Annotated in this window: 17 protein-coding genes; 8 read left to right on the forward strand and 9 right to left on the reverse strand. The window is 64.5% G+C overall.

What is annotated here, in order from left to right:
• Window positions 1-200 precede the first annotated feature (200 nt).
• From AC4FWB_RS32060 to AC4FWB_RS32080, 5 genes are all read right to left on the reverse strand, one after another.
• The gene (locus tag AC4FWB_RS32060) at window positions 201-1,199 is read right to left on the reverse strand and encodes an ABC transporter ATP-binding protein (RefSeq protein WP_491030250.1); all 999 of its coding nucleotides are present in this window, start codon (window positions 1,197-1,199) and stop codon (window positions 201-203) included.
• A gap of 190 nt (window positions 1,200-1,389) precedes the next feature.
• Window positions 1,390-2,544, reverse strand: a complete 1,155-nt coding sequence (locus AC4FWB_RS32065) for an ABC transporter substrate-binding protein (protein WP_491030251.1) — start codon at window positions 2,542-2,544, stop codon at window positions 1,390-1,392.
• Window positions 2,545-2,747: 203 nt separating this feature from the next.
• Complete coding sequence (locus AC4FWB_RS32070; protein WP_491030252.1) at window positions 2,748-3,659, reverse strand: LysR family transcriptional regulator; 912 nt, start codon at window positions 3,657-3,659, stop codon at window positions 2,748-2,750.
• 68 nt (window positions 3,660-3,727) lie between these two features.
• Complete coding sequence (locus AC4FWB_RS32075; RefSeq protein WP_491030253.1) at window positions 3,728-4,345, reverse strand: DedA family protein; 618 nt, start codon at window positions 4,343-4,345, stop codon at window positions 3,728-3,730.
• Window positions 4,342-4,941 (reverse strand): class I SAM-dependent methyltransferase, encoded by a 600-nt coding sequence (locus AC4FWB_RS32080; RefSeq protein ID WP_491030254.1) that lies wholly within the window; start codon window positions 4,939-4,941, stop codon window positions 4,342-4,344. Before AC4FWB_RS32080 ends, AC4FWB_RS32075 begins: the two co-directional genes overlap by 4 nt.
• Window positions 4,942-5,140: 199 nt before the next feature.
• Here AC4FWB_RS32080 and AC4FWB_RS32085 point away from each other — a divergent pair, with 199 nt between their 5' ends.
• The 4 genes from AC4FWB_RS32085 to AC4FWB_RS32100 are packed head-to-tail and all read left to right on the forward strand — an operon-like array spanning window position 5,141 to window position 8,571.
• Window positions 5,141-5,815 (forward strand): response regulator transcription factor, encoded by a 675-nt coding sequence (locus tag AC4FWB_RS32085; protein ID WP_491030255.1) that lies wholly within the window; start codon window positions 5,141-5,143, stop codon window positions 5,813-5,815.
• Window positions 5,812-7,176, forward strand: coding sequence for a sensor histidine kinase (locus tag AC4FWB_RS32090; RefSeq protein WP_491030256.1), 1,365 nt, complete (start codon window positions 5,812-5,814; stop codon window positions 7,174-7,176). Before AC4FWB_RS32085 ends, AC4FWB_RS32090 begins: the two co-directional genes overlap by 4 nt.
• A 59-nt stretch (window positions 7,177-7,235) precedes the next feature.
• Window positions 7,236-7,685, forward strand: a complete 450-nt coding sequence (locus tag AC4FWB_RS32095) for an RrF2 family transcriptional regulator (protein WP_491030257.1) — start codon at window positions 7,236-7,238, stop codon at window positions 7,683-7,685.
• A complete protein-coding gene (locus AC4FWB_RS32100; RefSeq protein WP_491030258.1) occupies window positions 7,675-8,571 on the forward strand; it encodes an NAD(P)/FAD-dependent oxidoreductase in 897 nt (298 codons plus the stop codon). Before AC4FWB_RS32095 ends, AC4FWB_RS32100 begins: the two co-directional genes overlap by 11 nt.
• Here AC4FWB_RS32100 and AC4FWB_RS32105 read toward each other — a convergent pair.
• On the reverse strand, window positions 8,568-9,332 hold the full coding sequence (locus AC4FWB_RS32105; protein WP_491030259.1) for a DeoR/GlpR family DNA-binding transcription regulator: 765 nt from the start codon (window positions 9,330-9,332) through the stop codon (window positions 8,568-8,570). The genes AC4FWB_RS32100 and AC4FWB_RS32105 overlap by 4 nt on opposite strands.
• Window positions 9,333-9,731: 399 nt before the next feature.
• Here AC4FWB_RS32105 and AC4FWB_RS32110 point away from each other — a divergent pair, with 399 nt between their 5' ends.
• Both AC4FWB_RS32110 and AC4FWB_RS32115 read left to right on the forward strand, forming a co-directional pair.
• Complete coding sequence (locus AC4FWB_RS32110; protein WP_491030260.1) at window positions 9,732-10,628, forward strand: phosphotransferase; 897 nt, start codon at window positions 9,732-9,734, stop codon at window positions 10,626-10,628.
• A complete protein-coding gene (locus AC4FWB_RS32115; protein ID WP_491030261.1) occupies window positions 10,625-13,078 on the forward strand; it encodes a GcvT family protein in 2,454 nt (817 codons plus the stop codon). Before AC4FWB_RS32110 ends, AC4FWB_RS32115 begins: the two co-directional genes overlap by 4 nt.
• A 327-nt stretch (window positions 13,079-13,405) precedes the next feature.
• On the opposite strand, the gene AC4FWB_RS32120 is transcribed toward AC4FWB_RS32115, so the two are convergent.
• Complete coding sequence (locus AC4FWB_RS32120) at window positions 13,406-14,038, reverse strand: class I SAM-dependent DNA methyltransferase (RefSeq protein WP_491030262.1); 633 nt, start codon at window positions 14,036-14,038, stop codon at window positions 13,406-13,408.
• 99 nt (window positions 14,039-14,137) lie between these two features.
• Between AC4FWB_RS32120 and AC4FWB_RS32125 the strand changes: the two genes are divergently transcribed.
• Entirely contained in the window at window positions 14,138-15,040 is a 903-nt protein-coding gene (locus tag AC4FWB_RS32125; RefSeq protein WP_491030263.1) for a phosphotransferase, read from the forward strand.
• A 9-nt stretch (window positions 15,041-15,049) separates the two neighbouring features.
• On the opposite strand, the gene AC4FWB_RS32130 is transcribed toward AC4FWB_RS32125, so the two are convergent.
• Window positions 15,050-15,973, reverse strand: a complete 924-nt coding sequence (locus AC4FWB_RS32130; RefSeq protein WP_491030264.1) for a DMT family transporter — start codon at window positions 15,971-15,973, stop codon at window positions 15,050-15,052.
• A gap of 395 nt (window positions 15,974-16,368) precedes the next feature.
• Window positions 16,369-17,649: an amidohydrolase family protein gene (locus tag AC4FWB_RS32135; RefSeq protein WP_491030265.1), complete on the reverse strand. Its 1,281-nt coding sequence runs from the start codon at window positions 17,647-17,649 to the stop codon at window positions 16,369-16,371.
• Between the two features lie 168 nt (window positions 17,650-17,817).
• On the opposite strand from AC4FWB_RS32135, the gene AC4FWB_RS32140 reads away from it, so the two are divergent.
• Window positions 17,818-19,572 carry an ABC transporter ATP-binding protein gene (locus AC4FWB_RS32140; protein WP_491030266.1) on the forward strand — a complete coding sequence of 585 codons (1,755 nt, stop codon included), beginning with the start codon at window positions 17,818-17,820 and terminating at the stop codon, window positions 19,570-19,572.
• Window positions 19,573-19,820: the final 248 nt, after the last annotated feature.

Consider the following 19,820-nt stretch of genomic DNA (forward strand, 5'->3'; position numbering starts at 1 on the left):
CCCCTCTGTCCTGCCGGACATCTCCCCCTCTAGGGGGGAGATCGGATGTCCCGACGCCTTTCGCCAATTACCCGCGTTGGAAGGAAAGAGCCGGCGGCCGAACCGCTGATCTTCCCCCTTGAGGGGGAGATGGCCGGCAGGCCAGAAGGGGGCGCCGTAGAGCGCCTCGCTTACGCGACTAGCCATTGCCCCAACCTTCATCATGCCGGCTCGTCCATCAGATGCAGATGCTCGCGGTTGAAGGTGAGCATGACGGCTTCGCCCTCGGTGGGGAGCGCCGTGCCGGCCGGCACCATGGCGTGGAGCGTGAGACCGTCGACGTCGAGCGCCAGCCTGGTCGTGGCGCCGAGATAGTTGGTGCCGACGAGGCGCGCGGCGACGCCGTCGCCACTCGTCGCGGGCGTAACGCGGATCGATTCGGGCCGCAGGCTGCCCCAGCGATGCTGGCCGGAATAGCGCTGGACGAAATCCGGCGGCAGCACATTGGACGAGCCGACGAAGTCGGCGACGAAGCGCGTCCTCGGCCGCTGGTAGATATCCTCCGGCGTGCCGACCTGCATGATCCTGCCGTCGTTGAAGACGGCGACGCGGTCGGCCATGGAGAGCGCCTCGCCCTGGTCGTGGGTGACGAAGACGAAGGTGATGCCGAGCACCTTCTGCAGCGACTTCAATTCCTCCTGCATGTTTTCGCGCAGCTTGAGGTCGAGCGCACCGAGCGGCTCGTCGAGCAGCAGCACCTTCGGCTGGTTGACCAGCGCGCGGGCCAGCGCGACGCGCTGCCGCTGGCCGCCGGAGAGCTGGCCGGGGCGCCGGGCGCCATAGCCCGGCAGGCGCACCAGCGACAGCGCCTCTTCCGCCGCCTTCAACCTCTCGGCCTTGCCGACGCCCTTGACCATCAGCCCGTAGGCGACGTTGTCGAGCACGTTGAGATGCGGGAACAGTGCATAGTCCTGGAAGACGGTGTTGACGTTGCGGCGATAGGGCGGAACGCCCTCGGCGCGCTCGCCGAAAATCGAGATCGACCCCGCCGTCGGCTGCTCGAAGCCGGCAATCAGGCGCAAGCAGGTCGTCTTGCCGGAACCGGACGGCCCGAGCATGGCGAAGAACTCACCCGGTGCGATGTCGAGATCGACCGCGTCGACGGCGCGCACACTGCCGAAATGGCGCGAGACTTGTTTGAAGGAAACGGCGGAGGTCATGGGCTGTCCTGATGTGTCAGGCTCTTAATATTCGGGCGGCAGTGCTGCCCCTCAACCGCCTGCCGGCACCTTCTCCCCGTATAGTGACGGGGAGAAGGAAGCGCTCCAGCGCTGGCGACCCCCTCTCCCCGTTTTTCGCGGGGAGAGGGTGAGGGTGAGGGGCAGCGCCGACCTCTCTAGCGAAGCGAGATCACCGCCCGCCGATGACGCCGATATAATCCGACACCCAGCGGTAGTAAGGCACGCACTGGTCGTTCTGGCTGGCACATTTCGAGATTGGCGTCTTCCAGAACTTGATCTTGTCGAAATTGTCGTAGCCGTTGGTCTTGCAGCCCTCGTCGCCAAGCAATTCATTGCCCTTGCAGGCGGCGGGCACGACCGGCAGCGAGCCGAACCACGACGACACGTTGCCCTGGACCTTGGGCGAAAGCGAGTGCTCGAGCCACATATAGGCGCAGTTCGGATGGGCGGCGTCGGCTTCCATCATGGTGGTGTCGGCCCAGCCGGTGACGCCTTCCTCCGGCACGGTGGAGGCGACCGGCTTCTTGGCGGCGACCAGCGTATTGACCTGATAGGGCCAGGAGCCTGAAGCAACCACGCCCTCGTTCTGGAAGTCGTCGACCTGGATCGCCGCATCATGCCAGTAGCGGCCGACCAGCGTGCGCTGCGTGCGCAACAGTTCGAGCGCTGCTTTGTACTGGTCCTCGCTGAGCTCGTAGGGGTCCTTGATGCCGAGTTCCGGCTTATGGAACATCAGGTAGTTGGCGGCATCCGCGATGTGGATCGGGCCGTCATAGGCCTGGACGCGGCCCTTGTTCGACTTGCCGTCGGGCAGCTTCATTTCCTCGAAGACGACGTTCCAGCTCTTGGGCGCTTCCTTGAAGACGGCGGTGTTGTACATCAGGATGTTCGGGCCCCACTGGTAGGGAACGCCGTAGTGCACCTTGTCGACGGTGAACCAGGGCGCATCCTTCAGACGGTCGTCGACCGTCTTCCAGCTCGGAACGAGATCGGTGTTGATCGGCTGCACGCGCTTGCCGGCGACGAGGCGCAGCGATGCATCGCCCGAAGCCGTCACGAGATCGAAGCCGCCCTCGTTCATCAGCGAGACCATTTCGTCCGACGTGTTGGCGGTCTTGACGTTGACCTTGCAGCCGCTCTCCTTCTCGAAAGCCGTCACCCAGTCGTAATTCTTGTCGGTCTCGCCGCGCTCGATATAGCCCGGCCAGGCGACGATATTGAGCTCGCCCTCGCCCTTGCCGAGCTCCTTGACCTGGGCGATCGCCTGACCCGAGAAGGCCAGCGCAACCGTCAACGCCGTGCATGACTTCAGGAATGCATTCATCTCGATCTCCCATTTTGGCGCATGATCCCGAAACCGGTCCGGTTTTCGGAAAGGATCATGCGCAACCTGAACGCCGGAACTCTCAATGCCCCGACAGCCGCGTTCCCGAGCGGCTTTGTTCCCTGGGCGAAAAGTGCTGTGAAAAATCCGGTTTCGCAAATTCATTTATCAGAAAGGCGATATCGGTTTTTCCGATAGATCATTCAGAGCCGCTGACGAACCATGCGCTGCGATTGGGCGAGGCCGATGAAGTCGCGGGCGGCTTGCGGCAGGCCGGAACCGCGGCGCCAGACCATGCCGACCTGGACAACCGGAAGCGAGCCGGAGATATCGCGGGATTCGATGCGGTCGCCTTCCAGTGACCAGGGCCGGTAGACAAGATCGGGCAGCAGCGCCACGCCGGCGCCGGTGGCGACGAGACTGCGCACGGCTTCCACCGAACGGGTGCGGAAGGCGACATGGGGCCTCGCGCCGATCGCCGACAGCAGCTTGCCGGTGTTCTCCTCGATCTCGTCGACGGTGAGCATGATCAGCGGCTCGGACGCGATATCGTCGATCGAGATGATGTCGGCGCTGGCGAGCTTGTGGCTGAGCGGCAGCCAGAGCCGGTAGGCCGAGACCTCGAGGATTTCGGATTGCAGCGCGGTGCGGTCGCGCAGGTTGGAGGTGACCATGACGGCGATGTCGAGCTTGCCGCCGACCAGGAGGTGCTCGAGATAATCGCCATTGTCCTCGATGGCCGAGACCTCGACGCTCGGATAGGCGCGGCGGTAGCGGGCCAAGAGATCGGAGAGCACGTAGCCCGCGACCAGCGAAGTGACGCCGAGCTGCAGCCGCCCGCCGGCCGTCAGTTGGTCGCCGAGGAAAGCGCGGCGCGCATCGGAGACGTCGGCCAGGATCTTGGTGGCGTGGCGCAGGAACTGATGGCCCTTATGGGTGATGTTCAAGCCGCGCGGATGGCGCTCGAACAATTCGACGCCGAGATCGCTCTCCAGCTCCTTGATCGCCTCGGTGACCGAGGATTGCGAGATGGAGAGGTTTTGGGCGGCGCCCGACACCGTGCCCTGCTCGGCGACGGCGACGAAGAACTGGAGCTGGCGAATGGTGAAGGCCATTGGCGGACTAAACACCGGCTGGACCGGGAAGGAAAGGCGGCGGCAGCCTTGTCCACGCTCTCCGATACTTATCCCCGCGCCGATCCGAGACGCGGCCACCAAAAGCGCCGATAACGCAGTGCAAGCAGGAAGGCAGCCTCCAGGACAACAACGATGGCGATGATGCGAAAGGCGACAGTCGGCAGATCGTGGCCGCTGTCGCGCATCGAATAGCCGGCGATCAGAAAGCCGGCATTCCACAGCGTGGCGCCGAGCAGCGTGGCGAGAGCGAACGGCAATGCCGGCAGGCGCAAGGCGCCGGCGGCGATCGGCAGATAGTTGCGTACAGTGGGCACGAATTGAGTAACGAGCGAGGCTCTGACGTGATTGCGGCGATAGGCCCGGGCGAAGCCGGCATAGGTGGCGTGGCGCAGAAATATGTATCTGCCGAAACGACCGACCAACGCATCGGCACGCGACGGTCCCAGCCGGCTGCCAATCGCGTACCAGAACAGGCAGCCCATGGCAGAGCCAAAAGTCGTCACGGCGAGCAAGATGCCGAGCGCTGCAAGGTCGGACGCCTTGGTCATGCCGAGGAACAGGAGCAGCACATGTGAGGGCGGCGCGGGCAGGATCTTTTCCGTGAAGGCAAGGCAGGCGGCGCCGAACAGGCCAAGACCCAGCATAGCCGACAAAGGATCGGTCATGAGAAGCGCCAGTCGTAGGTCGTGAGGTTCTTGATCCTGGAAACACGGTAGACCGTCGCCGGCGGGAAATTGCGGAAGGTGCTGCCGATCCGGACCGCGTCCAGATCGAGCCTTTCCAGCACCGTTTCGTCGAAGGGGCAACGGCGACCGAACGTAAACTGGTAAAGCGCCGCGCCCGACCGCAGATTGGCAAACACGCCTTCCAGTATCGCCGAGGTTTTTCGCGGCGATATCAGCCTGAACGGCAATCCGCTGACCGCCGCGCCAACGACGGGACCATCGAACAGCCGCAGATGGCGCAGGCCGACCGCATCCATCTCGAAGATGCGTGCTGCGGGGAAACGTCGCGTCAGCAGGGAGGCGAAGTCCGGATCGGCCTCGACCAGGGTCAGGTTCCGTTCCTGAACGCCGCGCGCCAACAATGCGCGGGTGAACGGACCGGTGCCCGGCCCGAGCTCCAGCACGGGCCCGGTTTCGGGGCCGATCTCGCGCGTGATCAGCGACGCGAGGCTGGGGCTGGACGGCGCGACCGAGCCGACCCGGAATGGCGCCAGCGTCCACGCCCTGAGGAAAGACAAAGCGTCATTTGCAAGCATACTGACCTCGTTTCTGATGCGGGCGATTCGCCTGCCCGGCATTCGACGAGGCGCTGTTTGCGGCGAGCGGATTGCATGGACATTGCGCATAACGTGGCTTTGCGAAAGAAACCGACTGTCATGGTCGGCGGTAACTGGCGCCATGCTTACGCAATCCTGGTGCGATAGCCGGCCAGCAAGGGATTGTAAGAGGTGACGGATGCGAATCCTGCTGGTCGAGGACGAGCCGGAGATGGTTTCGGCGCTGCGCGGGGCGCTGAAGCGGCATGACATGGTGGTCGATCATGCGGCCTCACTGCAGGAGGCTGAAGCCTTTGTCGCCGCCGACAGCTACGACATCATCCTGCTCGACCGGCAACTGCCGGACGGCGACGGCCTGGCGCTGGTGCCGCGGCTGCGCAAGGCCGGGAACACGACGCCCGTGCTGATGCTGACGGCGAGAGGCGATACCGCCGACAAGGTCGACGGGCTCGACATGGGAGCGGACGATTATCTGGCGAAGCCGTTTGCGTTCGAGGAATTGCTGGCGCGGCTGCGGGCGCTGCTCAGGCGTCCACAGGCGATCGAGACGCAGACGATCCGCGCCGGCCATCTTTCGCTCGATGTCGGCCACCGCGAGGCTTCGATCCGCGGCGAGCCGCTCGCCCTGCCGCGCCGGGAACTGCTGGTGCTGGAAGCGCTGATGCGACGCACGGGGCGCATGGTCCAGCGCGAGGCCTTGATGGAAGCGGTGTTCGGGCTCGACGACGAGATCCAGTCCAACGCGCTCGACACCCATGTCTCGCGCCTGCGCCGCAAGCTGACCGAGGCCGACGGCGGGGTGGTTATCAACGGCATCCGCGGCGTCGGTTATCTGCTGCGCGAGATCACATGAGCCTTCTCCGGCCGCGTTCGCTGAAATGGAGCCTGGTGCTGCGCATCGCGATACTGCAATGCGTGATGCTGACGCTGATCATCGCCGGCATTCTCGGCACCATGCTGGCCACCGGAATCATCCCGAACGATTACGAGGACGGCACGATGGACGTGTTGACGGATGCGCTCGCGCGTGACGCCAACGGCGCGCTCATGCTCAAGGAAACGTCCGATCTCGCCAGGTTGCGGGCGAATATTCCCGACCTCTGGTTCATCATTCGCGACAAGCAAGGGCGTCGGCTTCAGGAAGGGGTCGTGCCGGCCGCCTACCAGCCCTTCGTCGGCCTGCTCGACAACATCAGCGACGCCCGCATCGACCTTGCGATCGGCGAAGCCACGCCGCCGGGCGGAAAGATCCGCTGGACCGACACGGCGGCCGGCAATGTCCAAATCATGAGCGGCACGAAGGGCGAGCTATCGCTGCTTCGCGTGCTTGGGCAGGCGCCGGATCTGTTCCTGTGGGGGATATTGCCGCTGGCCGGACTGATGGCGCTGGCGACACTGTTCGTAACGCCCTGGGTGGTGCGCGGCGCGCTTTCCAGCCTGGGGCGTGCGGCTACCGCGGCCGAACAAATCGATATCGACAAGCGCGGCGTGCAATTGCCCCTGGAGGGCGTGCCCAAGGAAGTCACCCCGCTGGTCACGGCAGTCAACGCGGCGCTGTCGCGTCTCGATGCCGGCTATGAACGGCACAAACGGTTCCTGACCGACGCCGCGCATGAGCTTCGAACACCCGTCGCCATCCTGAACACGCGGCTTGCCTCGCTGCCGGCGACGCCGGAGCGGGCACGGCTGCTGCAGGACGCCGCCCGGCTGTCGACGCTTGCCGACCAGTTGCTCGACCTGCAGCGCCTCGACCGCCAGGCTGAGCATTTCGGGTCCGTCGACCTGGTCGCCGTGGCGCGCAATGTCGTGGTCGATCTGGCGCCGATGGCGTTCGCGGCCGGCTACGAGATGTCGTTCGAGCCGACGAAGGAAAAGCGAACCGTGCGCGGCGACCGCACGGCGATCGAGCGCGCCGTGACCAATCTCGTCCAGAACGCTATCGACCACGGCGGCAAGGCCGGCCGGATCACCGTCAGCGTCCGCTCGCCCGCCGTGATCGAGGTGCTGGACGAAGGCGACGGCGTGCCGCCGTCGGAGCGGGAGCGGATCTTCGAGCCGTTCTACCGCTTGCATCCGCAGGACCACGGCGCCGGCCTCGGCCTCAACCTGGTCCGCGACCTGATGCAGCTCCACGGCGGCAAGGTCGAGGTGCTCGACGGCGAGGCTGGCGGGGCCTGTTTCAGGATGATTTTTCCAGTCGCACCGGTCAGCTGACCCCGTTCTTAGCAAGTCAGAGGTTTGACAGCGGCAAGATTCGTAACTAACTAAGTTACATGAAGCGCAACAGCCGACTGTCCTCCACCCTGCACATCCTCGTCCACATGGCTGAGGCGCCCGAACGGGCGCTGACCTCCGAGCAGCTTGCCACCTTCATCCACACCAACCCGGTGGTCGTGCGCCGCACCGTCGCCGGCCTGCGCGAGGCTGGCATCGTTAGCTCCTTGCGCGGCCATGGCGGCGGCTGGCAGCTCGGCCGCGCGCCGGAGAAGATTTCGCTGGCGGAAATCAGCGCCGCGCTCGGCGAGAGCCTGTTGCCGTTCAGCACCGAACCGGAGAGTCCTGGATGCCTGGTCGAGCAGGCGGTGATTGCCGTGCTCGACGATTTTCGCCTCGAAGCGGAAAGGCTGCTCGCCGAAAAGCTCAGCCGCATCACGCTGGCCGACCTGACGGCCGATTTCCGCCGCCGCTATGACCTGATCGGAGTTTCCAGCCATGCAGTATGATGTGATCGTCGTCGGCGGCAGCTTTGCCGGTCTCTCCGCCGCCATGCAGCCGACAAGGGCGCGGCGCAAGGTGCTGGTGATCGATGCCGGCGAGCCGAGGAACCGCTTTGCCGAACATTCGCACGGTTTTCTTGGCCAGGACGGGCGCACGCCATCCGCCATTCTCGACGAAGCCAGGCGGCAATTGCTCGCCTATCCGAGCGCCAAAGTGGTCGGTGGACGCGCGGACCGGGCTGCCGCAATCGCTGGCGGTTTCGAGGTTGGCCTGGACAATGGCGAGGCCTTCGAGACAGCGCGGCTGGTGCTTGCCACCGGCGTGCGCGATATCCTACCCGACATCCGCGGCCTGGCCGGGCTGTGGGGCAAGAAAGTGCTGCACTGTCCGTACTGCCATGGCTACGAGGTGGCCGGCGGTCCGCTCGGCGTTCTGGCGACCGGGCCGATGTCCATGCACCAGGCCGAGCTGATCTCCGACTGGGGCGACGTGACGTTTTTCGGCAACGGCCTGTTCGAGCCTGATGCCGATCAGATGCGAACCTTGGAAAAGCGAAAGGTTCGATTCGAGCCAGCGCAGGTAACCGAGCTGGCAGAGGAGGGTTCCGGCGGACTGGTCGTGCGGCTCGATGGCGGTCGCAGCGTCGGCGTCAAGGCGGTGTTCACCGCGCCGCGCAACGAAATGGCGAGCCCGCTCGCCGAGCAGCTGGGCTGCGCTTTCAACGAGGGTCCATTCGGCCGGGCGATTGCGGTGGACGACAGGCAGCAGACATCTGTGCCCGGCGTCCTCGCGGCAGGCGATGCGGCGCGTCTGATGCACAACATCGCTTTCGCGGTATCTGGCGGCGCCATGGCCGGGGTCGCCGCTCATCAATCGTTAGTCTTCGGCTAGGCTGTCGCGATGCTGACCCGCGCGCCGGCCTGGCTGAGCGCGGCAGCGATGTCGCGCGGCGGCGGCTGGTTGGTGGCAAGCTCGGAAAAACCGTCGAAGCCGCAAACCTGGACCAGCCCCTGCCGGCCGAATTTGGTGTGATCGGTGATGACCAGCGAACGTTGGCCGCGCGACAGCACCATGCGGGCGAATTCCGCTTCCTCCAGCTCATAGTCGGTCAGACCCGCGACGGCGTCGACCGCGCCGATGGAGATCACCGCGTGGCTGACAGAGAAGCGGCTGACGAAATCGATGGCCGTGACGCCGAGGGCCGCGCCTGAATCGCTGCGCAATTCGCCGCCTGCCATATAGACCTTGTTGCCGTTCACGGTCGCCAGCGTGCGGGCGATGTCGGAGGAGTTGGTGACCACCGTCAGCCGGCGATGGCCGAGCAGCTCGCGCGCCAGGAAGGAAGTGGTGGTGCCGGTGTCGAGCATGATCGACTCGCCGTCGCGGATGGTGGCCGCGACCATGCGCGCAATCAGGCGCTTGGCCTCGGCATTCTCGCGCATGCGCCGTTCGAACGGCGCTTCGCCTGCCATCGACGGCAGGCTGACGGCGCCATGCATTTTGAGAATCGCCCCCCCGTCGGTGAGCGGCTTGACATCACGCCGCACCGTTTCCAGCGACACACCCAGCCGCTCGGCCAGGCTGGCGATAGTGATCGTTCCCTCCTCGCCGAGGAGCCGTAGGATCTCGCCATGCCGTTTCGAGTGGATCATGTGAATATCCGGGATTTTGACCGTTTCTAAGGCATTCCTAACGCTTTTAAAGGAATTGCTTATATTTTCGGGCAAAACACCCAAAAAAAGTCACAGCTTTCGATTGACAGCCGCATCGTGCAAGCGTGAGATCAAACCGTGACAGGCTCGGAACTGCCACGGGAGGGTGATGGCAGAGCCGCAATCGACCGACCAGAGCTTCTGGAACGTGCCTGGCACGAGCTTTTTTCGAATCCGCGGGGGCGGATGCCGGGATCCTGAACCTGGCCAAGGGGCTCGTCGGTGCGGTGCGGGATATCGATCCCGGCGTCCCGCACCGACGAGACTTTTTTGTTCTCTCTCATCGCTTTGTCAAAAGCCGGCGCTTTGTCGAAAGCCGGCTGACGCAGGAACAAACCCGTGAGCGCCCCCGCAATCGCCGAAGACCGTATCCGTGCCCTGCCCTGCTGGAGCGGTAGTATCGAGATCGAGCCGCTGCCGGGCGGCCTCAGCAACGCCAACTATGTGGTCACGGACGCCGCCGGACGGCACGTCGTGCGCTTCGGCCAGGACTTCCCGTTCCACCATGTCTTTCGCGAGCGCGAGGTGATGACGGCGCGGGCCGCGCATGCAGCGGGCTTCGCGCCAGCCGTGCATTATGCCGAGCCCGGAATTCTGGTGACGGAATTTCTCGGCGCCAGGACCTTCCTGGCCGAGGATGTGCGCGCCGATCTCGGCCGCGTGGCGGCGCTGCTGCGCGGCTTCCATCGCGAGATGCCCAACCATGTCTCCGGCGCCGGCTTCATGTTCTGGGTATTCCACGTCATCCGCGACTATGCCCGCACACTGGACGAAGGCGGCAGCCGCAAGAAGGACGAGCTGCCGCGTTATCTCACGCTCGCGGACGAGCTCGAGCGGGCGCAGAAGCTTTTGCCGATCGTCTTCGGCCACAATGACCTGTTGCCGGCTAATATCCTCGACGACGGCAAGCGGCTGTGGCTGATCGATTTCGAATATGCCGGCTTCAACACCGCGATGTTCGATCTCGCCGGCGCCGCCTCCAATGCCGGCATGAGCGACGACGAGTCCTTCGCCTTCCTGACCGCCTATTTCATGAAAGAGCCGGACAGCGAGATCCGCCGGTCGCATGCCGCCATGCAATGCGCCTCGCTGCTGCGCGAGGCGATGTGGAGCATGGTCTCCGAGCTCTACCTCGACGCGCCCGGCATCGACTACGTCGCTTACACCGAGGAGAACCTCGTGCGGCTCGACGCGGCGCTGGAGAACTACCGGACGAAATACGGGACAAAGCCATGACCCTGCCCAGCCATGCCGGGATCGTCGTCATCGGCGGCGGCATCATCGGCTGCTCGACCGCCTATCATCTGGCGCGCGACCACAAGGCCGACGTGGTGCTGCTGGAACAAGGCAAGCTGACCTCGGGCTCGACCTGGCATGCGGCCGGCCTTGTTGGGCAGCTACGGTCATCGGCCTCGATCACGCGTGTGCTCAAATATTCGGTCGAGCTCTACAAGGGGCTCGAAGCCGAGACCGGGCTGGCGACCGGCTGGAAGATGACCGGATGCCTGCGGCTCGCCACCAACGCCGACCGCTGGACCGAGTTCAAGCGGCTGGCGACCACCGCCAAGAGCTTCGGCATGGACATGCAACTGCTTTCGCCGGCCGAGGTGAAGCGCATGTGGCCGCTGATGGAAACAAGCGACCTCGTCGGCGCCTCCTGGCTGCCGACAGACGGCCAGGCGAGCCCCTCCGACATCACGCAATCGCTCGCCAAGGGCGCGCGCATGCATGGCGCCAAACTGTTCGAGGACGTGCGCGTCACCGGCTTCGAGATGAAGGATGGCCGCATCACCGCTGTGAAAACCGAAAAGGGCGACATAGCCTGTGACAAGGTGGTGAACTGCGCCGGGCAGTGGGCACGTCAGGTCGGCGCGATGGCCGGCATCAACGTGCCGCTGCAGCCGGTCAAGCACCAGTACATCATCACCGAGAGGATCGAGGGGCTCGCCAATGACGCGCCGACGATCCGCGACCCTGACCGCCGCACCTATTTCAAGGAGGAGGTCGGCGGACTGGTGATGGGCGGCTATGAGCCGAACCCACAGGCCTGGGCAACTGAGCTTCCTGGCGGCGACGTCCCCAACGACTGGGAGTTCCGCCTGTTCGACGACGATTACGATCATTTCGAGCAGCATATGCATCAAGCGATCGAGCGCGTGCCGGCGCTTGCCAACGCCGGCGTCAAGCAGATGATCAATGGGCCGGAGAGCTTCACGCCGGACGGCAATTTCATTCTCGGCGTCGCGCCCGAATGCGCCAACATGTTCGTCGGTGCCGGCTTCAACGCCTTCGGCATCGCATCCGGCGGCGGCGCCGGCTGGGTGCTGGCGCAGTGGGTGGTCGACGGCGAAGCGCCGCTCGATCTCTGGGTGGTCGACATCAGGCGCTTTTCCAATCTGCACCGCGACCGCGACTGGGTTCGCGACCGTACGCTCGAAGCCTATGGCAAGCACTACACGGTAGGCTTCCCGCACGAGGAATATCTCTCGGGCCGGCCGCGCATCGTCTCGCCACTCTACGAGCGGCTGAAGACACACCGCGCCGTGTTCGGCTCCAAACTCGGCTGGGAGCGGCCGAACTGGTTCGCGCCGGACGGCGTCACACCTGAAGACATCTATTCGATGGGGCGGCAGAACTGGTTCGGCCCGGTCGGCGACGAGCACCGCCATGTGCGTGAAAAAGTCGGCATCTTCGACCAGTCCTCCTTCGCCAAATACGAAATGGCCGGCGCCGACGCGCTGAAGGCGCTCGACTGGATCTGCGCCAACGACATCAACAAGCCGGTCGGGCGGCTGACCTACACGCAGCTCCTCAACACGCGCGGCGGCATCGAGGCGGATCTCACCGTGGCGCGGCTTGGCGAGGACCGGTTCTACGTCGTCACCGGCACCGGCTTCCGCACGCATGATCTTTCGTGGATCGGCGACCATATCGGCCAAGGTCTCGACGCCAAGCTGAAAGACGTCACCGAGGATTTCGGCACGCTGTCGCTGATGGGCCCCCGCGCCCGCGACGTGCTTTCGGCGGTGACGGACGCCGATGTCTCCAACGCCGCTTTCCCCTTCGGCCACGCGCGCGAGATCAGAATTGCCGGCAACACCGTGCGGGCGCTGCGGGTGACCTATGTCGGCGAGCTCGGCTGGGAACTGCATGTGCCGATCGCGGCGACGGCCGAGATTTTCGACGCGCTGATGGCGGTCGGAAAAAAATACGGCATCCGGCCGGTCGGCTACCGGGCGTTGGAATCGCTCCGGCTGGAAAAGGGCTACCGGGCCTGGGGGTCGGACATCACGCCGAACGACACGCCCCAGGAAGCCGGCCTTGGCTGGGCGGTGAAGCTTCGGAAGAACACCGATTTCGTCGGGCGGCGGGCGCTGGAGACGGCGGCCGGCAAGCCACCGACAAAACGCTTTGCCGGCTTCATGGTCGACGACCCGGCGGTCGTCCTGGTCGGACGCGAGACGATCCTGCGCAATGGCGAGCCGGTCGGCTATCTCACCAGCGGCGGCTATGGCTACACGGTGGCCAAGAACATCGGCTATGGCTATGTGCGCAATGCCGACGGCGTCAGCGACGACTTTCTCGCCTCCGGCAACTACGAGCTGGTGGTGGCGATGGAGCGCACGGCGGCAAAGATCCATCTCGAGCCGATGTATGATCCGGCGGGGGAGAAGATCAGGAGCTAGGGCTGGCTCGCGTCCGGCGCGCTCCCCGCGCCGCTCTCATACTGCAACTTTGGCGATTGGCGTAACCGCCGACACAGCGCCCCTCTCCCCGTCACTATACGGGGAGAGGATGCCGGCAGGCAGGTGAGGGGCGGCGCCAGCGCTGGATAGGATAAGCAAAATCGGGGCATCGGGCCTCGACTTGAAGCTGGACGCGTTAATCGTCGAAAGCCAGCGCTGCCCCTCATCGCCCTGCCGGGCACTTCTCCCCGTATAGTGACGGGGAGAAGGGGCTGGCCGCAGCGCCGGCGCTCTTCTTGCACGTCGAAACCGTCGATGGCAGCGCTCCTAAATAACGCGCAGCACCAGCCCTCTGCTCGGCACCGTATCGGTTTCCCCGGGCATCGAGGCGTAGGGCCGTGTCTCTTCTAAGCGGGTTATGGTGCGTTGTGCTTCCAGCTCGGCGATACGCTCGGCAAAGCCGGCCTGCCAGAGCGTGTTCTTGACCGTCAGCACGATGACGCCGCCTGGACGGCAGATGCGGATCAGTTCGTCCAGACCTTCGATCCCGACATGGCCTGAAGTGAACACGCCGGCCGAGACGATGCCGGCATAGGCGCCGTCGGCGAAGGGCAAAGCACCGCCCAGGGCCAGCCGATGCAGCGCCGTGTAGACGCCCTTTGCGCCGGCCTTGTCCAGCATGCCTTGCGAGATGTCGAGCGCCTCGACTTGTGGATAGCCGGTGATGGCGAGCCACTCGCCGATCAGGCCGGTGCCGGCGCCGGCATCGAGCAAGGGTTCGGCGCCGCGCGGCAGATGCCGGGCAAGCAGCGCCAGGCAGATCGTCGGATGGCGATAGCCGGCCGCCGACATGTCGGCGTCATAGGTTTCGGACCAGCTGTCGTAGATGGCGGCGACTTCCTCCGGCCGAGTTGCCGCGTAAGCGGCACCCAGCGCGCTGTTGTGCTTGCCGTCCGTCATGGCCGCTCCCACTGCCGATTCGCGTCTACCCATGGTAGCCAAGCGGCGAAAACTGTGGAACCGTTCCGCCATAAACATGACGTGAAGGTTAAAAGGGGGATGACGATGGACGAGGCGCGCGCGGCGCTGGCCGCAATCCCGATGCTTGCCGGCTACGACGGCCCGCTTGAGCGTCTGGGTGGTCTCACCAACCGCGTCTACAGGGCCGGAGACATCTGCCTGCGCATCCCCGGCAAGGGCACGGAGGAATATATCAACCGCGCCAACGAGGCGGTGGCGGCGCAGGAGGCGGCGAAGGCCGGCGTCAGTCCAGAGGTGCTCTTTTCCGATCCAGCGTCGGGCGTGATGGCGACGCGCTTCATCGCCGGCGCTGAAACAATGTCGCCGGAAAAATTCAAGGCGAGGCCGGGCAGCGCGGCCCGCGCCGGCGAGGCCTTCCGCAAGCTGCATTCTTCCGGCGCGGTCTTTCCGTTCCGCTTCGAGCTGTTCGCGATGATCGACGACTATCTGAAGGTGCTGTCGACCAAGGATGTCGCGCTGCCGCCCGGCTATCACGACGTGGTGCGCGAGGCGGGCAGCGTGCGCGCCGCACTTGCCGCGCACCCTATCCAGCTTGCCGCCTGCCATTGCGATCCGCTGTGCGAAAACTTCCTCGATACGGGCGACCGGATGTGGATCGTCGACTGGGAATATTCCGGCATGAACGATCCGCTGTGGGATCTTGGCGACCTCTCTGTCGAAGGTAGATTCGACGCCGCCCAGGACGAACAGCTGATGCGCGCCTATTTCGGCGGCGAGGCAAAACCGGCCGAGCGCGGCAGCGTCGTCATCTACAAGGCGATGTGCGACCTGCTCTGGACGCTGTGGGGGCTGATCCAGCTCGCCAACAACAATCCGGTCGACGATTTCCGCGCCTATGCCGACGGCCGCTTCGCCCGCTGCAAGGCGCTCATGGAGACGGCTGAATTCTCACGGCACCTCGCGGCCATCCGGGCTGGTTGAGTCCTGAACCTAATTGACGCCCTTCGGCACATTCTCCGGCGGTACCACGGTTTCGACCACCTTCTGGCGGTGGAAGATGAAGATGCCGGCGAGCACGACGATGGCCGAGCCGACGAGGATGCGGGTGCTCGGCATGTCGCCGAAGAAGACCAAACCAAAGACGATTGCCCAAAGCAGCAGGCTGTAATGCAGCGGCGCCAGCGTCGAGGCCGGCGCCAGCTTGAGCGCCCGGGTGATCATCAGATGGGCGGCGCAGGAGACGATGCCGAGCAAAAGCATGGCGCCGAAATCGAGCGCGGTCGGGGTCCGCCAGGCGCCGACGGTGAGCGTGCCGCCGACAATCAGCGTGCCGATGGTCTGCCAGGTGACAAGTGTCGTGTCACTCGTTCCACGCAAACGCCGGCTGAGGATGATGGCGAAGCCGAATGCAATACTGCCGATCAGCGCATAGGCCGACGACAGCGAGAACGCCGCCGAGGAGGGCTTCAGGATGATCAGCACGCCGCAGAAACCGACCAGGATCGCCAGCCAGCGGCGCCAGCCGACCTTCTCGCCAAGCAGGAGATGCGAGAGCGCCGCGACATAGATCGGTCCGGCCATGTAGAAGCTCATCACGTCGGCGAGCGGCAGATAGACGACCGCGGCGTAGAAGAGCCCGGTGTCGAGCGTGGTCGCCACGACGCGCAAGAGCTGCAGCACAGGTCTTTCAATGTCGAACAGCTTGCCCGCGCCCTGGTTGGCGATCATCGGCCCAAGCACGATGAAGGCGCCGATGGAGCGGATCAGCACCACCTGGCCGACGGAGAAGGAGGCCACCAGCCATTTGCCCATCGCGTCGTTCAGCGCGAACATGAAATCGCCGGCCAGCATCAAAAGGATGCCGGCGAGCAGGACGTTCCTGATCGTGAAATTGCGGGCGAAGGACTGAGCCATGCCGGCTCCCTAGCCGCAAGTAGCCGCTTTGACGAGGGAAATTCCAGCAATCGGTGAGACCAGCGGCGGAAATCGGCTGGTTCTAGTGTTGTTGTGCAGGGCGTTGCGGCGATGCAGAAACTTTGAGAGGCTGGCGGGACAGCGCCCCCCTCTGTCCTGCCGGACATCTCCCCCACAAGGGGGGAGATTGGCCGTCACGCCGGCCTTCGCCAATCACCGACATTGCAGGAATGGCGCCGGCGGCGGAGCTGCCGATCTCCCCCCTTGTGGGGGAGATGTCCGGCAGGACAGAGGGGGGCGCGAAGGATCGCTACAAATCTCACTTTGCGCAGCCGCATCCTTCGACCACGTCATGGCCTTACGCGTCGCTTCGTTCCTTGCTCCACGCTCAACAATTAAGCGGTTCTGTGCCTCCGATTGACCTGCGCCGGCCGTCCGGAAATCGAAAGCCTGGTTTCCTGCTTCGCTCGTTCCGCAACCACCTTGCCCCTGGCGATGACGCAAAGGCGCTCAGGGCGCAGGCGCACCGCTTCGATCGGATTGCCGGCATCGAGCACGACGAGGCTGGCCCGCTTGCCAACCGCTAGACCCAGGTGATCAAGGCCCATGATGGCGGCGTTGACGTTGGTGACCATGTCGAAGCAGCGCGCCATGTCGGCCGGGCTCGACATCTGCGCGACATGCAGGCCCATGAAGGCGACGTCGAGCATGTCGGCGGTGCCCAGCGAATACCAGGGGTCGAGCACGCAGTCCTGGCCCCAGCCGACACGGATGCCGAGCGCCAGCATCTCCTTCACCCGAGTCAGGCCGCGCCGCTTCGGGAAGGTGTCGTGGCGGCCCTGCAGCATGATGTTGATCAGCGGATTGGGAATTGCCGAAACGCCGGCTTCGGCGATCAGCGGCAGGAGCTTGGAGACGTAGTAGTTGTCCATCGAATGCATCGAGGTGAGATGCGAGCCGGCCACCCTGCCCTTAAGGCCCAACCGCTGCGTTTCATAGGCAAGCTGCTCGATGTGGCGCGACAGCGGGTCGTCGGTCTCGTCGCAGTGCATGTCGACCATCAGGCCGCGTTTGGCGGCGATCTCGCAAAGCTCCGTCACCGAGCGCGTCCCATCGGCCATGGTGCGCTCGAAATGCGGGATGCCGCCGACAATGTCGACGCCCATATCCAGCGCACGGATGGTGTTTTCGCGCGCCGTCGGCGAGCGATAAAGCCCGTCCTGCGGGAAGGCGACCAGCTGCAGGTCGATATAGGGGGCGACCGTTTTCTTGACGTCGAGCAGCGCTTCCACTGCGAGCAGCCGGTCGTCGCAGACATCGACATGGGTGCGGATCGCGAGCAGGCCCATCGACACCGCCCAGTCGCAATAGGCGAGCGCGCGGTCGCGCACGGCCTCATGGGTCAAGAGCGGCTTCAACTCGCCCCAGAGCGCGATGCCCTCAAGCAGTGTGCCGGAAGCGTTGATGCGCGGAATGCCGTAGGAGAGCGTGGCGTCCATATGGAAATGCGGGTCGACGAAGGGCGGCGAGACGAGATTGCCGCGCGCGTCGATCTCGCTCCGCGCTGGTCCCTGCAGCTTAGGTTCGATCGCGGCAATGATCTCGCCGGCGATGCCGATATCGGCAACCTTGCCATCCGGCAGCGTGCCGCCGCGCACAATGAGGTCGAAATCCATCTGTCGTCATCCCCTTGAAGAATCAGCACCTTATGGTGGCTGAAAAGACACCCGGCTGCAGCGGTTTCTTTCCCCGGTCGCGAAGGTTCCATCCGGCGGCAACTCGCTCTATAAGCCGCCTCTCGCCCTCGTGGCGAATCCGAAATTCATAGGCATGGGATCGGCCGTTTGTTTCGCTTCTTCCGCTCGACGGAAAACCAGCGTCTCGTCGCGAGGCTCGTAAGGGAATCCTTCCGCGAGCATAAATTCGGCTATGGCGCCGCCATAGTATCGATGCTGGTGGTGGCCGCCATGACGGGCGCCAGCGCCTGGATCCTGCGCGAGATCACCAACGAATTCGTGATCTACAAGCGGATCGACCGCGTCAACCTGATCGCGGCAGCGGTCGCGGTGATCTTCCTGCTCAAGGGCGTCGCCAATTTCGTCCAGGCCTATTTCATGAGCCGGGTGGGCAACGCCATTATCGCCGACCGGCAGCGCAAGATTTATGACCGGATCCTGGCGCAAGGCATCGAGTTCTATCATGCCACCTCATCGTCCGAACTGATCGCGCGCATGACCAACAACGCCCAGGCCGCGCGCAGCGTGCTCGACCTCGTCGTGACATCTTACGTGCGCGATCTGGTGACATTGATTGTCCTGGTCGCGGTCATGGTCTGGCAACAACCGGCGCTGTCGCTGATCTGCTTCGTCGTCGGGCCGGTGGCCATCTATGGCGTCAACCGTATCCTGAAGCGCGTCCGCAAGATTGCCAAGATGGAGTTCCGTTCGCTCGGTCAGATCGTCCATGTGATGCAGGAAACGGCGATCGGCGTGCGTGTGGTCAAATCCTTTAATCTCGAAGGCGCGATGCGCAAGCGCATGTACAAGGCCGTGTCGGACGTCCAGAACCGCGCCAACAACATCGCCACACTGGAGGCAGCGACCAGCCCGGTGATGGAAACGCTTGCTGGGCTCGCAATCGCCGGCGCGGTGCTGGTCAGCGGCTTCCTGGTGCTGGAAGGCGGCCAGATGCCGGGCAACATCATGGCCTTCATCGCCGCGCTGCTGCTTGCCTACGAGCCGGCAAAGCGCCTGGCGCGCGTGCGCATTGCGCTGGAAACCGGCATCGTCGGCGTGCGCATGATGTTCCAGCTCGCCGACCGGCCGCTGACGCTCGCGGAAAAGCCCGACGCCAAGCCGTTGCTGCCCGGACCGGGCGAAATCCGGTTCGAGGATGTCGGCTTCGCCTATCCCGAGAGTTCTCCGGTGTTCGAAGGTTTCGACCTGACGCTGGCCGCCGGCAAGATGACGGCGCTGGTCGGGCCTTCCGGCAGCGGCAAGTCGACGATCCTCAACCTGATCATGCGCATGTACGACCCGCAGAGCGGCAAGGTGGAGTTCGACGGCCAGGACATTTCCTGCGCCACGCTCGATTCGCTCAGGCAGAAGATCGCCTATGTCAGCCAGGACACGTTCCTGTTTGCCGGCACCATCATGCACAATATCCGCCTCGGCTGTGAGAGCGCGACCGACGAAGAGGTCATCGCCGCCGCCAAGGCAGCGAACGCGCATGACTTCATCAGCGCCATGGCCAAGGGCTACGAGACGGAAGTGGGCGAGAACGGATCGCTGCTCTCCGGCGGCCAGCGCCAGCGCATCTCGATCGCGCGCGCCATGCTGCGCAATGCCGAGATCCTGCTGCTCGACGAGGCGACCAGCGCGCTCGATGCAGAATCGGAAGCCTTGTTCCGCGACGCGCTGCAGCAGCTCACGGTCGGACGCACGACGATCGTCATCGCCCATCGGCTATCGACCGTGCACCAAGCCGACACGATCGTGGTGCTGGAGAACGGCAAGGTGCAGGAAAGCGGTCCCCACAAGACCCTGCTCAAGCAGGGCGGGCTGTACCAGAAGCTTTATGAATATCAGCTGATGCCGTGACGGCAGCTTTCCCCTTCTCCTTGTGGGAGAAGGTGTCGCCGGAGGCGACGGATGAGGGGGTGTTCCAGGGAATGCCGACGCCTCACTCCGCTGGAACACCCCTCATCCGTCTCGGCGCTGTCGCGCCGATCCACCTTCTCCCACAAGATCCCATGATGAGTAGTGGACAGCGGCTTGTGTGAGATCAGAGTCGGTTTGCTACCAACCACTCTGAAGGGGATTGCCATGACAGCAGAACCAGCCTCGCC

The organism is Mesorhizobium sp. LEGMi-168a (assembly GCF_058312955.1).